General features: G+C 70.0%; 10 protein-coding genes. 5 read left to right on the forward strand and 5 right to left on the reverse strand.

Annotated features, from left to right (window positions below):
- The first annotated feature begins 63 nt into the window (after positions 1–63).
- Both HUT06_RS08150 and HUT06_RS45565 read left to right on the forward strand, forming a co-directional pair.
- On the forward strand, positions 64–423 hold the full coding sequence (locus tag HUT06_RS08150; protein ID WP_176195150.1) for a MerR family transcriptional regulator: 360 nt from the start codon (positions 64–66) through the stop codon (positions 421–423).
- A gap of 270 nt (positions 424–693) precedes the next feature.
- Positions 694–1,308, forward strand: a complete 615-nt coding sequence (locus tag HUT06_RS45565) for a GAP family protein (protein WP_368407025.1) — start codon at positions 694–696, stop codon at positions 1,306–1,308.
- Between the two features lie 294 nt (positions 1,309–1,602).
- On the opposite strand, the gene HUT06_RS45160 is transcribed toward HUT06_RS45565, so the two are convergent.
- The 5 genes from HUT06_RS45160 to HUT06_RS08180 all read right to left on the reverse strand — a co-directional run bounded on the left by HUT06_RS45160 (position 1,603) and on the right by HUT06_RS08180 (position 13,137).
- Entirely contained in the window at positions 1,603–2,847 is a 1,245-nt protein-coding gene (locus tag HUT06_RS45160; RefSeq protein WP_176195152.1) for an HNH endonuclease signature motif containing protein, read from the reverse strand.
- Positions 2,848–3,317: 470 nt separating this feature from the next.
- The gene (locus HUT06_RS08165; RefSeq protein ID WP_176195153.1) at positions 3,318–4,577 is read right to left on the reverse strand and encodes an IS4 family transposase; all 1,260 of its coding nucleotides are present in this window, start codon (positions 4,575–4,577) and stop codon (positions 3,318–3,320) included.
- 611 nt (positions 4,578–5,188) lie between these two features.
- Entirely contained in the window at positions 5,189–10,012 is a 4,824-nt protein-coding gene (locus HUT06_RS08170) for a DNA repair ATPase (RefSeq protein ID WP_176201223.1), read from the reverse strand.
- A gap of 333 nt (positions 10,013–10,345) precedes the next feature.
- Entirely contained in the window at positions 10,346–12,373 is a 2,028-nt protein-coding gene (locus tag HUT06_RS08175; protein WP_176195154.1) for a flotillin family protein, read from the reverse strand.
- A gap of 38 nt (positions 12,374–12,411) precedes the next feature.
- Positions 12,412–13,137 carry a hypothetical protein gene (locus HUT06_RS08180; protein ID WP_176195155.1) on the reverse strand — a complete coding sequence of 242 codons (726 nt, stop codon included), beginning with the start codon at positions 13,135–13,137 and terminating at the stop codon, positions 12,412–12,414.
- A gap of 647 nt (positions 13,138–13,784) precedes the next feature.
- On the opposite strand from HUT06_RS08180, the gene HUT06_RS08185 reads away from it, so the two are divergent.
- The 3 genes from HUT06_RS08185 to HUT06_RS08195 all read left to right on the forward strand — a co-directional run bounded on the left by HUT06_RS08185 (position 13,785) and on the right by HUT06_RS08195 (position 16,206).
- Positions 13,785–14,795 carry a sulfotransferase gene (locus tag HUT06_RS08185; RefSeq protein ID WP_176195156.1) on the forward strand — a complete coding sequence of 337 codons (1,011 nt, stop codon included), beginning with the start codon at positions 13,785–13,787 and terminating at the stop codon, positions 14,793–14,795.
- A gap of 515 nt (positions 14,796–15,310) precedes the next feature.
- Positions 15,311–15,568 carry an acyl carrier protein gene (locus HUT06_RS08190; protein ID WP_089326922.1) on the forward strand — a complete coding sequence of 86 codons (258 nt, stop codon included), beginning with the start codon at positions 15,311–15,313 and terminating at the stop codon, positions 15,566–15,568.
- Positions 15,565–16,206: an SGNH/GDSL hydrolase family protein gene (locus tag HUT06_RS08195; RefSeq protein WP_176195157.1), complete on the forward strand. Its 642-nt coding sequence runs from the start codon at positions 15,565–15,567 to the stop codon at positions 16,204–16,206. Before HUT06_RS08190 ends, HUT06_RS08195 begins: the two co-directional genes overlap by 4 nt.
- Positions 16,207–16,210 lie beyond the last annotated feature (4 nt).

Consider the following 16,210-nt stretch of genomic DNA (forward strand, 5'->3'; position numbering starts at 1 on the left):
TGAGCAACGTTAGAATGTGACATCGGTGTGAGATTCAAGCCGCGTGCCTATGGGGTGGGTCACATGAAAATCGGAGAGCTGTCCCGTGAAACGGGCGTGGCCGTCCGGCTCCTGCGCTACTACGAGGCTCAAGGCCTGCTCACCTCTCACCGAAGCCAGGGCGGACACCGCCATTACGGTCCCGAAGCCCCGGCTGAGGTCATACGCATCCGCGCCCTGCTCGCCGCCGGGCTCCCCACACGGGTCATCCGTGAGCTCATGCCGTGCTTCGTCGGCGACGGCACCGAGGTCCAGGCATGCGTTCTCGACCACCTCAGAACCCAGTGCGCCGAGATGGACTCGCGCATAGCCGACCTCGTCCAGGCCCGCGCAGCTCTGGGCGACATCCTCGAGGCCTCAACCCGGTCTCTCGCCCGCGCCTGAACCGCGCTGCCGCCGGCTGTCGCGTGCGATGGCCGTGGCCGACGTGCCCGACGTACTTGTGGACATGCAGATGCCCTTCCCTGACGAAATCGATGCGGGCGAGGGCTGCGAGGCGCAGACGGGGTGTGTGATCAGGCGGTCTTGCGCCAGATCGGCAGGTGCCCAGGCTCGGACGGCTCCGGCCCATGCTGATGGGACGACCGGACGTCAGCAGGTGGCCAGTCTGGGTGGGGAGGGGCTGCGCCTGGGTTGGTGGAGGCGGGCCGCTGGGTGCGGTGGATGAAGGCCGTCGACACCTTCACTCCGATCAAGGCCGCTTCCCGCTGCCTGCTGTTCTCCGCTGTCAATCCCAAGAAGCTGATGATATGCGCAGCGGTCGGCATCGCCATCGTCCGGGGAGCGCTGGGCATTGGTGGGCAGGCCGTGTCGGTCGCCGTCTTCGTGGTGATCGCGGTGTGCAGTGTGGCCGTCCCCGTGCTCGTCAGCCTGGCCTTGCTGGTCACACAGTCTGGGCCAGGGCGGCGGCTGGGGTCGAGCCGGGGAGAGCGGCTCGCTGCCCGCCCGTGTTGGCGGGACGGGCTGCGGGTGGGCGTGGGTGGCGTCATGCAGCCCGGGGATCCAGGGCCAGTGGGGCGGGCGACCAGCCGTGGTGGACGGCCTCCGCTGACACTGGTTGGTCCCCCAGGCCGGACCGGGGAGTGCGGTTATGCGGCTCGGCGTAGCGGGGCGGCCAACTCGCCGGGATGGTGGTCTACGCCGGTAGGCCCGAGGCCAGTGGGGCGGGCGGCCAGCCGGTGTCGAGGGCTTCCGGCTCATTGGTGGGTCGGTCCGGGACGGGCCGGGGGGGCGTGCGGTTATGCGGTTCGGCTTGTTGGGGGTGGATAGCCGGCCGGGATGGTGGTCCATGGCGGTGGGCCTGTGGCCAGCGGGGTGGTCGGGCTTGGGTTGTGGGCATGTGGTCATGGCGTCTGAGGCCGAGGTGGTGGGTGATCGTGGTGCGGGCGCTGTCAGGCCCCGCATGGGTGGAGCGGTCGGTGTCAGTGCGGGACCTGCGGCCACGCGACCTCGACCGGCACGGTAGGCGGCCGGGTTGGGGCCACGGCCCCCGGCCAGGCCCGCGCCGAAGGAGCAGCCGGTCTGACCTAGGGCGTGGGCATGGGCGTGGGTGTGGGTGTGGGTTCATGCGGCCTGGGGCCAGGGTGGTGGGCGGCCGGGTTGGGGCAGGGTTCTGGTTCCGGGTGGGTGGAGGCGGTAGGTGTAGCGGCCGTCCGGCGCCTTGGTGATGTGGAGCCGGTCGGGGTGGGTGTGTTTGTAGCGGTTGTGCCAGCCGCAGGTGAGGGCGAGTTGGTCGATGTCGGTGGGGCTGCGGCCGAGGGCCCAGCCGTGGACGTGGTCGACCTCGCACAGCGTCCCCGGCACCTCGCACCCCAGCACCGCGCACGTCGGATACAAGGTCTCCAGGACCCGGCGCTGAGCACCGGTGGCGAACCGCACCCGATGCCCCAGATACAGCGGAGTGTTCCCGCCACCGAGCAGCAGCGGTGACACTCCGGCGGCCAGCGCGATCCGTCGGGCCTGCTGTGCCGGGATCGCGGTACCGTCGGTCAGCCTCGCGGGGGTGGTGCCGCCGGTGAGGGTGTCCAGGTCGCAGATCACGGTGACGCGGGTGGCCCTGTGCCCGCCCGACAGCACGCTGGTGAGTGCGGCTGCCGTCCGCTCCGACAGGTCGCGGTGGTCGTCGGTCCCGGCGGGTTTGGCCAAGGGCGCGAGGGTGCCGTCGAAGATCGCGGCGTCTTCGGCGTTGAGCCAGCCCTTGATGTAGCGGCCGCCGTCCAGGGAGCGGGTCGAGTCGATCCATGACCGCTCATACCCGCGCGCCACTTCTTCGGGGGCCTGCTCGGTGCCGTCGCGTTCGGCGATGACCTCGCGGATCCGCTTACCGAACGAGGCGATCTTCCCGGCGGAGAAGCCCTGGTCGACCATGCCCAGCAGGATCGTCTCGGCCCGGCCGCAGTCGTGGTCGTCGAGCCGGGTCGTGGCGTCGGCGATGGTGGCGGCGTACCCGGCCGACAGCTCACCAGAAGCCCACCGCCCGGCCACCTTCGGCAGGCGGTGGCGCTGGCGGGCCAGGGTCAACCGTTCTTTGGCGCGGGCTTCGCGCATGCCCAGGCGGGACCGCAGCCAGGACCGGGTGGAGGGGAAACCCCACCGCTGCACCTCCCGCGCGCCGTCCACCACCGTGATGAACCCGGCCAGGGCGGCCTCCTGCAGATCACCGGCGGCGGCGAGGGTCTCGACGAGATCCATGCACACCGCCGCCGAGTCGGGTGCGGTACGGGAGGCGAGTTCGGCGGCGATCGCCGATGCCGCGTCCACCAATTCCATGGTGGACGCCTCATCGAGGTCGACCGCGATTGAACTCATACCCCCAATGATATCCGGCCGGGCACCCTTTCATCCTTTCGGGCCGGAATTCTTCCATGATTCTTTTCGAGTCTTGTTGATCAACGGGTATCCCGTTATCCACAAAGGCCCATTTCGGGCATTTCGATTTCGTTGTCCTGCCGGGTGTTGTCGTTGTGTGTTTCTGGTTGGTGGTTCTGGTTGGGGTGGGGGCGGCGCGTCGGGCAGAGGGCAGGCGGAGCCTGCCCGACGAAAGCTGCACTCAGGGGCCGCAGAGGCTCCGAAGTCAAGGGTCAATGCCACTTAGTTAGGCTGCGGAACCCAGAATCTTGATGGCGGGTTCTTCCGTGTGATAGGTGCAGCTGTCTGCGGGTCGTTTGACTCGGTAGGACGTGTACCGCTGGCGTTTGGTAACGCGTGGATAGCTTCGTAGACGCCGTGGCGGGTTCGGTCGTTCGACTATCTCGGCGATGGTGTCGGCGGTCGCGCGCTCAAGGTGCGGTGGGGGAAAAATCCGCCGGGCCTCCTACCTGCCGGCGGACGATGCGAAGTGAGCGGATGAACGACAACCGGTCTGGATCCAATTCCGCTTGATCCGCGGCCTCGGCCATGAGGTGCCGGACGCCGTAGTATGTCAGCAGCATCCCCCACAGTTCCTGCTCGACCATCTCGGGTGACTTCGAGCGCAACAACGCTCCGGCGCCCTTCTGGTGCGTTTTCATCTCGCCGATGGCCGCTTCGATCTCCCACCGCTCATGGTAAGCGGCGGCGAGTTCTGTCGCGGGCGCGTCCAGGGGGTCAAGGATGGTGGTGACGAGGGTGAACAGTTCATCCTCTCCACGGTTGGTCACTTCATATTCCACGACCCGGACGTACAGGCCGGGAAGTTCGGTCAGTTCCATAGTCCCGGCCGCCAAGCGTTTGGACGCGGCGGTGCGGGCTCTGCGGTTCGCCGAATATGACAGATAAGACCCATCGGGGAGCCATTTGATGACCGGAAGCAGAACATTGATCTTGGCGCGCAGCAACGCGTCCGCTCCAGCATCTCTGATCCGTTGCAGATGTTCGTTGCTGTACATGCCCCGGTCGCCGATGACCAGCATGTCCTCGGCCACGATCCCCGAGCCCAGCAGCCGGGTCGCCAGCGCGATCTCGGTATCGTGCTGCGCACCGAACTCCGCTCCGACGATGGCGTGGGTGCCGCATTCGGCCAGCCCGACCACCAGCACTTTGGGGAACACGCCTTTCTCGTCCTTTTTCTTCCCCGCATACCCGAAACGTTCGGCGTTCGCGGCGCTGTCGGGCACTTCGATGTCGAAGCCGTCAAGGGCCATCAGCCGCCACCGCCCCAGCCACGCGCCCTGGGTCGACCGCCGGGCACAGGGAACCGCGACACGGAAGAACAGATCACGCATCACCTCGGCCCCAAGCCGCCGACGTGCCTGGGTCAACGCACCGGACGACGGCACCACCCACTCGTTCCGCCAGATCCGCAACCCGCGCAGGCCCTGCACCAGCTTACGTATCACTTCCTCATACGCGTCCGCATGGAACAACGTCAACGCCATGACGAAATAGACCACGACACGCGCAGGCAGCAGCCGCACCCGCACCCGCTTTTCCCGGCGTCCGGCAGCGGCGATCACCTCATCCACCAGCTCACGCGGCACCAAGCGCGTCAAAACCCCGATACCGATCTGATCTACCAGCACACCAGCCGAACCCGAACCACGCGCAGCAGCCTCATCCATCGTCGCACGGTAGATCGACCGCTACTTCCACGTCCACGAAAACCCAAAAATGAACTAATCCACAAACCACCCTGTGGATATGTGAAGAAGCCGACGCACCAGCACTAACTAAGTGGCATTGAGTCAAGGGTGGGACGGAGTCCCATCGCGAAGCGACGCCGAAGGCGCCCTTGACTTTGGAGGGGCGGCCCCGTACGCAGCGCCGCCCCCACCACAATTCCACGAAGAACGATCAGACCATGGTGTCTGATCTGGTCGAACTCCGAGCTGGACGAACACCGAGTTGGGCGTATGCCGAGCTGTGTGGACCTGCACCTGGACGGCGCGGCCGGGCGCCGCCGGCGGGCATCGCTAGGCCCACGTCCGCGATGCCCGCCTCCTCGTCGGTCCCGGCGGCGCTGCCCGCGGCCCGGCCCGGTAGCCCTCCAGCAGCGCGGTCGGGTTGAAGATCGTCCTGGTTGAGCGTCGGCCTGGTTTATCGCTGCCGTGGTCGAACGTCGGTCTGGTTGGTCATCGGTTTCGTCGAATGCAGGCCGTGGCTGAACTCCGCAGTGGTCGGATGCCGGCCTGGTCGAACGTGGGCTGGTCGAGTATCCGGTGAACGATGGCGGCTAAGCGTTGCGAAGGGCCTTTTCTATGGCGGATAGTTTGTCTGCCAGGTGGAGTAGGGCGCCTACGGACGGGTCTTCGGTGTTGCCCGTTAGGGTTTGGGAGCGCTGGTAGGCCGCCTTGACCTCTGTCCAACGGTCCGCTTCGGCGGCGGCCAGGGTGCCTCGGAGTTCGGACAGTTTCAGGAGATTGGCTTCGGCGTCCGAGGTCAGTGTCTGCGACTCGGCTCGGTAGTGGTCGTCCAATGCCGCTTCCAGTTCCCGGGCGTTCATCACCGGGAGGATCCGTTCGGCCAGTTTGTTCATGTCTCGGTAGGAGCCCTGGAGGCGGAACGGTGGCTCGGTGCGGGACGCGTCGTCCTGGGCGGCGGAGGCTATGTATGCGCGGTTGACCGTCAGCACCACCTGCTGCACATGTATCAGCTTCTCCAGGACGGACAGAATCTCGTCCAATTCGGCCTGGGAGTAAGGGTGCGACAGGCGGTCCGGGCGGACGGTCTGGTCGCCTGAGGCGAGGCGCACCAGCAGTTCTACGTCGTCGCGGTCGCGGGTCGTTAGCGGGGCCAGGACAGGGTTCGAGGTCAGTGCGTTCTCGATGTAGCTCAGGGCGAACAGATCGTCCTTGCCGGACAGGACGTCGCCCAGGTTCCATACGTCGGCGCGGTTCGCGAGCATGTCGGGGATGCGGAAGCGTCGGCCTGATTCGGTGTACGGGTTGCCGGCCATGCAGACCGCGAAGCGCTTGCCGCGCAGATCGTAGGTGCGGGCGGCGCCTTCTATGCGGCGTTGGGCATCGCAGAGAGGGATGAACTTCTGGAGGAACTCGGGCGATGTGTGCTGGATGTCGTCCACGTAGAGCAGGACGTTGTTACCCATGTCGAGGGCGAGGTTGATCTTCTCGATCTCGCGGGCCGCCGTCGCGTTAGGCGCCTGGGCCGGGTCCAGGGACGTGACGTCGTGGCCGAGCGCGGGGCCGTCCACCCGCACCAGTGCCAGGCCGAGGCGGTCGGCTACGTATTCCATGAGCGTCGTTTTGCCGTAGCCGGGCGGGGAGATGAGCAGGAGAAGGCCCATCTGGTCAGTGCGCTTGCCATCGCCGGCGGCGCCGAGCTGCTTGGCCAGGTTGTCGCCGATGAGCGGCAGGTAGACCTCGTCCACCAGGCGGTTTCGGACGAACGCGCTCATCGTGCGGGGCTTGAAGTCGGCCAGACCTAGGCGCTTCTCCTCAACGGTGATCAGGTCGTTGCGCTGTTTCTGGTAGGCGCGGAAGGCGGGGACGCGCTCGTTCCGGAAATGGTGAGTGCGGGCCAGCGTCTCGTCCAGGCGCAGGTTCAGGCGGCGGTCGGTGATGCGCGGGTGGTCGCCTAGGAGGTCCTCGATCGTGGCCGTCAGCGCGGCGGGGGAGTCGTAGCGGGCGGACGGGCACAGGAGCGTCGCCACGGCCTCGGGGAGGTCGGCTTCGTCGCCGCCATCGCCGGTCGCCAGGTAGGAGGCCAGCCACGCTTCGGCCAGTTGGTGGCGAGCGGTGAGCGTGCCGACATCACGCAAGTCGTCGTCGAGTGTCGTGTCGCCCAGTGCTTGCGTGAATCCCTTCAGGAGGGCGCGGGCGCCCTGGCTCGTTACGAAGCCGTCCGGGGCCGTGGCCAATTCCTCGATGAGGTATTCGGCGGCCAGCGGGTCGGGCAGGCGCAGGTGATGGTGCCGGGCGAAACCGGTGATGGACGCGGTCAGTTCGGCGGTCAGGTCGGTCAACGCGTCGGTGCGGCCGAAGGCTTGGCGGGCGCGGATCAGTGACCGGGCTCGCGCCGTCCACATGGCGCGTTCGGTCTCGTCCGGGCCGTGCGTCCAGAAGAGTTGCGCGGTGGCTCGGGCAGGGCCCGGGTAGCGGAGCAGGCCCGCGTCGGCGCGCAGCCGCAGCAGCGCGTCCAGGATGCGGGCCGCGTCGTGGTCGTGGACGCCCCGCTCGTAGCCTTCGTCGTAGCGGTCGGCGGCCACGTCGCGGACGAGGCCGAGCAGGCGGCCATCGGCGGCCGCCCCCAGGAGGTCGTCCAGGGGTGAGGTGGCCAGGATCGATGTCGCCAGGTACTCGGCTCGGTATGTTTCCGGGGTTTCCGATACCAGGGTCTGGTTCCACAGGGGACGGGTCGCGGCGAAGCCCTCGTCCTGGACGGGCGCCCGGTAGTCGGTCCCCGTGATCGCGAACGCGACCGCGTCGCGGTGCGGGACGAGGGTCAGCTCGATCGGACGGGTGTTGACCGCGAACCGGTGCCGGCCCAGCCGGATCGTCCCGCCGTCGTCCCCGTACAGGTCGAGGCGGTCGCGCAGCGCGCGGCCCGCCTCCTGCCGGGCCGCCTTGACGCGTCCTTCCAGCTCCTCCGCCCGGACGCCGTCGTCCAGGCCGCGCAGCTCGTCGGCGATCGAGCGGAGCCGCGCCACCATCGCGTCGGTCGCGAAGTAGGTGTTGACCTCGTCCGGCGAACCGAGGGTGGCGGCGCGGCGGTGGACGCCCGCCAGGATCCGGTCGGCCGACTCGGTGAGCCGGTCGGTGCGGCGGGCGCGCTCGTCCAGCAGGGTCTGCTTGCGGGACGAGAACGCCTCGTAGACCTCGGTCCGCTTCGTCTCCAGCTCGCCGAGGAACTCGTCCAGCTCGGCGAAGCGGGCCTGGAGGGTCTCCAGCCGGAGCAGCAGGCGGCCCAGCCGCTCGTCGCAGTCCTCGGGCGTGGCGGCGGTCGCGAGGGCGCCGGCGATCGACTGGTCCAGCAGGGCGAGTTCGGCGGCGAACGCGGCGCGCCCCTCGCGTCCGAGCAGGTCGCGGCGCCGGTTGTCGAGGACGGCGCGGGCCCGGTTGAGGCCGCCGAGCACCTCGCCGACCCGCTCCAGGATCGCGGTCCGCGCGGTCGCGTCGGTGATGTCGAGGTCGCCGACGACCTCGGTGACGACCTCCAGCCCCTCGTTCTGCGCGGCGAGGAGGTCGGCGAGGGGCGCGGCGTCGGCGGCGGTCTCGATGGCGCCGGCCGCCTCGGTGATGCGCTCGACCTCGGCGTGGTAGCCGGTGAAGGCGTCCTCGCGCTGGAGGAACTCGACCGCGCCCCGGCCCGCTTCCCGCAACTCGGCCTGGACGGTCTCGGAGAGCTCGTCCAGCCGGGACGCGTCGACGTAGCGCAGGTCGCGGAGTGTTTCCAGCCGGCCTTGGGCGCGGCGGAAAGAGGCCAGTCGCGACACCCAGCCGTCGGCCGTCGAGGGCGGCTCGGCGTGGGCTCGGCGGCTCAGCGCGGCGATGTCGTCCGCCGCTTCGGAAACAGCGGAAACGGCCTGGTCGGTGAGCGCCTGGACCTTCTCGAACTCGTCCAGCACCTGGCCGGCGGTCGCGCGGACGTCCGCCAGCGGCGCCGTCACCGCGCCCAGATCGTCGTCGGCGAGCCAGTGGTACAGGTCGGCGGCGCGCGTGCAGGCGGAGATCAGCGCCTCGAACACCCGGGCGGACGGCGACATCTCGTCCACCATCCGGGTGATCGACAGGCACTCGGAGATTCCGCGCACGAGCTCGGCGTTGCCGACCCGCTCCAGCGGCCCGGTCCCGACCGGCTGCGCGGCGGCGTAGGCGTCCGAGACGTACGGGGTCGCCCAGATCTGCATGGGGTGGACGCGCGACGGCTCGTCGGAGAACGCCCGCATCACGACGAGCGTCCCGTCCGCGAACAGCGAGTACCCGTGGCAGGTGATCGGCGTCGCGACCCGCTTGCGGATCACGTTGTACGGCAGCAGCAGCGACCGCCCGTCCTCCCGCGCGTGGAAGACGTACAGGACGTCCTCCCCGTTGGGGGAGCGGATGACCCGCTCGTACTCCAGCCCGGCCACGTCGGTGTCGAACGTCTTCGCGGTGCCGGTGTCGAGGTAGTAGCCGCCGGGGAAGATGATCCCGTGGTCGTCCGGCAGCCGCCGGCACGCCTGCGCGATCCCGTCGAGCCGCGTGACCTCCTTCGTGCGGACGTTGAACACCAGGTGCCGCCACGCCCGCTCGTTGTACGGGCGGATCCGCAGCAGGATCAGCGCGCCGACCCGCGCGTGCAGGACGTCGGCGTCCGCGAGCGACTGGAGCGGCTCGTCCACCGGCTCGGAGTAGATCCCCTCGCCGCTGCCGGTGTTGTCCTCGATCTTGACGGTGAGGGTGCCGCCGATCGTCTCGACGAACACCTCGCCCTCGATCGAGATGTGCGGGTGCCGCCCGAGGACGTGGTCGTCCCGGGTGGTCTCGACCCAGTCGACGTCGTGCGCGGGCGGGAACGCGTGGTCGCGCTCGCCCTGGTTGTCCTCGTAGGCGACGCCGCCGTCCGGTGCGGTCCGCCACCGCAGGACGCGCAGGTCCGACAGGCGCGGCCCCGTCTGGAAGACGGCGAGGAGCCGCCCGTCCACGAGCCTCAGCTGGAGCAGCCGCGCCTGCCGGTAGTACCGGTACATGTCGGCGAAGTCGCGCAGGAAGCGCGGGTCGTCCAGCAGGCCCGGTACCGCCTCCGGCCCGGCGGGGACGAACGCGATGCCGTCCTCCGTCCGGGCGAACCGGTGCAGGGAGAACACGTCGTCGACCGTCGTCTCCGGCTTCAGCCCGAGGAAGACGTTGTAGCCGAACAGCATCACCCCGCCGAGCGCCACCACGTCGCGGGGCACGCAGTTGTGCGCGGTCCGGATCCGCTCGGTGCCGGCCAGCCGCAGCTCCGTGCCGCCGAACACCTCCAGCCGCCGCGCGTTCAGCGCCTCCGCACGCCGCGCCAGCTCACCGGCCCGCTCGGCGAGCCGCGCCCGCAGCACCTCGTACGTCCCGTGATCCAGCCCCGTTCGACCCGCTTCGGCCCCGGCGGCCTCGACCCCCGCCCCGGCGGCCTCGACCCTCGCCCCGGCGGCCTCGACCCCCGCGCCGGCGGTCCCGGCTGCGTCCCAAGCGGTTCCGGCCGCGTCCCGGACGGTCCCCGTCGCGTCCCCGGCGGTCCCCGTCGCGTCCCCGGCGGCGGTCCTGACGACCTCGCTCACCCATCTCTCCCGTCTGCGTGTCGCTGTGATGGCGGCGCCTCGCCCGCGCACCGGGCGCGCGAGGGGGTTCGGTGGGCTGCGACGGGTCGCCGGCCCGGCGGCCCCCGGTGCCGGCGACCCGTCGCAGGTCTTGGATCAATTCGCGGCCACGGCGGTTCCATTGATCTCGGACAATTCCGACAGCGGCGCGTCGGCGACGCCGAGGCGGCGCGCGGTGTCCAGCAGGTCCTGGAGGCCGGGGGCCTCCGGGCCGCCCGACTTGATCAGCCGCAGCAGCAGCGCCGAGAGGGTCAGGTCGCGGACGCCGCCGGTGTCGATCGAGCCGAGCAGCCGGGCCACGTCACCGGTGAACGACGACGTCCCGTCCAGCCACGGTCCGGCGAGGGACCGCGCCACCTCGGAGTTCTGCACGAAGCCGTCCACGCTCTTGCCGAGCGCGATCGACCCGACGAGCCGGTCGAAGAAGACGCTGTCGCCGCCGACGATGTTGATGTCGGCCTGCTCCAGCCCGGTGGCGAGGACGGTGGCCTGCGCCTCCGCGACCTGCCGCTGCACCTCGATCCCGGCGAGCCGGACGTCCTTCTCCGCCTCCAGCCGCAGCCGGTACTCCTCGTGCTGGCGGGACGCCTCGTCCAGCGCGGCCATCGCGCCGGCCTTCTCGGTGAGGCCCTCGGCCTCGGCGCGCAGCGTCTCGCGGATCCGGGCGGCCTCCGCCGCCGCCATCTCCGTCGCGGCGGCGGCCTCGGCGCGGCCGACCTTCTCGATGGCGTCGGCGTCGCGCTCGCGCACCTGGACCTCGGCGAGCCCGGCCGCGGCGGCCTCCGCCCGCAGCCCCTCGGCGAGCCTGATCTTGGCCTGCGCGTCCATCTCCGCGGCCTCCTGCCGCGCCTGCGCCATCGTCAGCTCCTCACGGGCGCGGTGCTGCGCGGCGGCCTCGGCCGCCTCCGCGGCCTTGATGTCCTTGACGAGGTTCTCCTGCGCCTCGGCCTCCGCGTGGATGATCACCGACTGGCGGGCGCGCTCGGCCTCCTCGACCGCGCGGAGCCGCTTGATGCCCTCCTCCTGCTCGGCGACGGTCCGCTCGACCGCGATCCGCTCCCGGACGACGTTCGCGATCTCCCGCTTCTCGGCCTCGACCTCCTTGTCGGCGGCGATGCGGGTCAGCTCCGTCTCCCGCTCGCGGCCGATGACCTCCAGCAGCCGGTCCTTCTCGATGCGCTCGCTCTCGATCGCGAGGACGCGCTCCTTGTTCTTGGCCGCGACGGAGATCTCGCGCTCCTTGTTCTCGTGCTGGACGCCGAGCTGCTCGTCGGTGCGGATGTGCGCGGTCTGCGCGCGGAGCCGCTCCTCGGCCTTGACCCGCTCGGTCTCCGCCTGCTCGCGGGCCCGGACGGTCTCGATCTCGCGCTCCTGGCGGAGCTCGGCGTCGGCCTGGCGGCGCTCCAGCTCCAGGATCGCCTCGCGCGCCTCCACGTTCTGGCGGGTGATCTCCTTCTCCTCGTTGCGGGTGAACTCGTTGGTGCGGACGTGCTCGATCGCGGTCAGCTCGGTGATCTTCCGGATGCCCTGCGCGTCCAGGATGTTGGACTTGTCGAGCGACAGCAGCGACGTCTGCTCCAGGTAGTCGATCGCCGCGTCCTCCAGGCTGTAGCCGTTCAGGTCCGTGCCGATGACCTGGATGATGTGGTCGCGGAACTCGTTGCGGCGGGTGTAGAGGTCGGCGAAGTCCAGGTGCTTGCCGACGGTCTTCAGTGCCTCGGAGAACTTCGCGGCGAACAGCTCCTGCAGCGTCTCCTGGCTGCTGGCGCGCTCGGTCCCGATGGCCTGCGCGACCCTGATGACGTCCTCGACGGTCTTGTTGACGCGGACGAAGAACGTGATGCGGATGTCGGCGCGGATGTTGTCCTTGCAGATCAGGCCCTCCCGGCCCGTCCGCTCGATCTCGATCGTCTTGACCGAGATGTCCATCAGCTCGGCCCGGTGCAGGACGGGCAGGACGATCGCGCCGGTGAAGGTGACGTCGACCCTCTTGAGCTTGGAGATGATCAGCGCGCGGCCCTGGTCGACCTTGCGGAACAGGCGGGTCACCATCAGCACGAGGCCGAGGGCGATGAGCAATGCGAGTGCGAGGAGCACACCGGCTCCGATGGTGATCGTGTCCAACGGGATCCCTCTCTGCTGGGGGGAAGGAGGTCGCGGGGTCAGGGGGACGGGCGGTGGGCCAGGTCGGACGCCGTGCCGTGCGGCATCACCCAGAAGAACCGGCCGTCCGGGTCGAAATCGAAGATCAGTGCGGTGCTGCCGGCCGTGAGGTCGTCGCCGCCGTCCACGATCGCGGCGCCGGCCACGGGCATGTCGTACGCGGGCCGCCGCACCTGGACGATCGCGGACGACCCGTCCGGCGCGGTGACCTCGGCCTGGCCGAAGTCGGGCCCCACCCGCCCCGTGCGGATGACGCAGGGCAGCCCGACGAAGTCGCGCAGCGACGCCCCGGCCTGCTGCTGGAAGACGCGGCGCAGCGGCAGCACGGCGAGGCGCGTCCCGAACCAGGCCACCACCAGCGCTCCGGTCATGCCGAGGACCCGCTGGGGGAGGCCGTCGGTGAGCGCCGACGCCGCCAGGCTCACGAACCACGCGAGCGCGATCAGCAGCGACAGCACGACCGTGACCGGGACGCCGCCGAGTCCGAGCATCGCGAGCCGCTCGGCGACGAGCCCGTCCCCGTCCCCGCCGTCGGAGCCGCCGCCTCCGCCGGCCGCGTCCCCGGCGCCGGCACCGGCCCCCGTATCGGCATCGGTGCCGGCGCCGAGGAAGTCGACGCCGAGGCCGCCGAGCAGGACGAGCGTCCAGTAGCCGGCGACCACCAGGAGGGAGAAGCTGAACAGCGCGGTCGGGAAACCGAGCGCCGCGTCGAAGAATTCACCCAAGGAAATGCACGCTCCCGCATCGAGACGTCATTGACCGACCGGGTGGCCGAAACGGCGTCCCGGGAATGCGAACGGGTTCGCTTACCGCGCGGTGAAGTCCGCGCCGGAGTCCGCGCCCAAGGACGCGGTGAAGGCCGTGCTCAGCTATCGGGGAAGGCGTGCGCCCAGGTGATGTGGCTCAGGTCGTAGGGCCTGACGTGCTGCGGGCGGGCGCGGCGCGGCCGCACCGGCGCGGCCGGCGGGGCGGCTGGCAGGGCAGTCGGCGGGGCGGCCGGCAGGGCATAGAAAAAGTGCCGGGGAGTCATCGAACACCCTCCTGATCGGAGACATCTCCTGTCTCGCCGACCAGGCTTCCCGGCACACCAGTAGTTACTTTAGCTTATTTCTCTCCGCGAGGGAAGTCTTTAAGCGACGGATCGTCCGATAGGGCGCGCGGGCCTTGCCGTTCTCGGGGAAAGCGGTGATCCTGGCGGTATCGCGGTGCCCCTTTTCACCCCTGCCGACCCCCTGCCGACCCCCTGCCGCGCCGCGACCGCTCGCCGGCCGTGCCCCCCCAGGCCCCTGCCCGCCGGGGCCCTGCGGATGTTCAGCTTTCCTTGAGCTGCGCTGGAGCTTCGGCTCAGGTCCCGCGGGTACGTTCGCCCGCCATGACCAGGGAGTCCTGCCGGCCGATCATCGTCCTCGGGTGCCCGCGATCCGGGACCACGCTGCTGCAGCAGATGCTGCACTCGCACCCCGCCATCGCGTTCCCGTCCGAGACGCGCTTCGTGCACGTCGCCTACGAGAACCGGCACGACTTCGGCGACCTGGAGCAGGAGGCGAACCGGCGGGCGCTGGCCGAATGGATCACCACCGGCGCCGACACCAAGTTCACGGTCCTCGACCTGGACGCGGCCGCCGTCGTCGAGGAGATCGTGCACGGGCCGCCGACGCTCGGATCGGCGCTGGCGGCGGTCTTCCGCGCCTACGCGCGCCAGCACGGCAAGCCGCGCTGGGGCGACAAGCGTCCGAGCTACTTCCGGCGGGTGCCGATGCTCCAGCGGATGTTCCCGGACGCGCAGTTCGTCCACCTCGTCCGCGACGGCCGGGACGCGGTGAGCTCGCTGATGCGGATGCCGTGGTTCAAGGGCGACCTGTACGCGGCGGCGCTGACCTGGCGGGAGGCCGTCGACACCGGCCGGCGCCTCGGCGAGCGCCTCGGTCCGGACACCTTCTACGAGTTCCGCTACGAGGACCTCGTCGCCGAGCCGGAGGACGCCCTGCGGGGGCTGTGCGCGTTCCTCGGCGAGGAGTACGACCCCGCCATGACGAAGGCGTACCAGCACGCGCGGCAGACCGTGCCGTCCTCGCGCAAGTGGCACCTGCGCACGCACGAGGCGCCCAACACCCGCCAGGTCGGCGCGTGGCGCGACCGGATGGGGGACTGGGAGGCGGACCTGGTCGAGCACGTCCTCGCCGACCGGCTGCGCCACCACGGCTACGAGCTGACCGGCGTGCGGCGCCCGGCCGCCGCGCACCTCGCGCGCTTCCACCGGCTCGCGACGCACCGCTGGCGGTCGCGGCACGCGCAGACCGTCCGGGACCGGGTCGCGGAGGCCCGCGAGCCCAACCCCGTCGCCTCCCGCCTCACCGGCCCGGTGCCCCCGCCCGGACGGTGACCGGGCGGTGATCCGGCGGTGACCGGCCGGGTGAGCGCCGTCACGGCTCTTTACCGGAGGGTGTGAGGACTGACACGGCCGGGTCAGGTGACCCTGTCCTCGGGGCAAGGGGGGCGCCGCGCGGCCTCGAAGGGCCCCTCTGGCCGGTTGTCCGAAATTCTCATGGAACGTGCCGGGCGGGCCGGCGCCCCGCCGCCGCGCGCCCGCTGGGGAACGGCGCAGGTGGCGTGCCGTGGTGCGCCCCGCGGGGGAGAAGCGGACCGCTGGGACGGACGGGGACAGCGTTTTCCGATCATGATCGGCTGGGCCCCTTATCGGCAGGGGTTACCCGTCGGTAGCCGCGCGCCGTTTTTACCGCGCGGCTGACTTAATTTACGCGACGGAGACATGGTCGTGTCCGTTCGTTCACATACGGATATGAGACACGCCATGCTTTTGGTTGTATCTTGCGTGTTGCTCGTCACTCGATAGCTATCGCGATTGATTCGAGATCCTCTGACATAAGGAGGAGTGCGATGACCAGTTCGGAAACAATTTCCCACGGCGAGCTGCAATCGTGGCTTCTTGACAGGATCGCCTTCTACCTCGACAGGCCCCCGGAAAACATCGACCCGGCGGTGGAACTCGCCCGCTACGGAGTGGACTCGGTCTACGCGATCAGCATCATCAGCGACATCGAGGACCACCTGCAGGTCGAGGTCGACGTGGCCGAGGCCCGGCGCCGCGAGACGGTGACCGCCCTCACCGACTACCTGCTCGAACTCGTCGCGTGACGGCGCGTGGCGTACTGGCCGGCCGGCCGGACGACGGGCCCGCGCTGGTCGTCCTCGGTGACAGCGTGGCCGAGGGCCAGGACGATCCGGACCCCGCCGGCGGGTGGCTCGGCTGGGCCGGGCGACTGGCCGCTCACCTGGGCGTCCCCCGGGAGCTGATGCTGAACACCTCCGACCCGGGGGCGACGGTCGAGGACGTGGTCCGCGACCAGTTGCCGGCCGTCCGGCACCTGCGGCCGGACCTGGTGGTGCTCGGCTGCGGCATGAACGACGCGCTGCGCGGCTTCGAGCGGCCGGCCGCGGCGCGGCGGCTGGACGAGCTGTTCGGCTGGGCGCGCGGGCGCGGCGCGGTGGCGCTGGCGATCCCGGTGCCGCGGCCCCCGCTGCTCGACCTGTCCCCGATCTCGCAGTTCCGCAAGAAACGCACCGTCCAGCGCATTCACGACTTCAACGCCGAGCTCGACCGTGTCTCGCGGGACCACGGAATGGCGTTCCCCGATCAGGAGACGGTGGCGAAAGTCGCTGACCGCGCGATGTGGAGTCCCGACGGAATCCACCTTAATCCGGACGGGCACGCCTATGTGGCGGAGGTGATCGCACAGCTAGCCGGAGACCTGCTCGGTGAGCGGGTGAGCTGAGCCT

It is taken from the genome of Actinomadura sp. NAK00032, from assembly GCF_013364275.1.
Classification (GTDB): domain Bacteria; phylum Actinomycetota; class Actinomycetes; order Streptosporangiales; family Streptosporangiaceae; genus Spirillospora.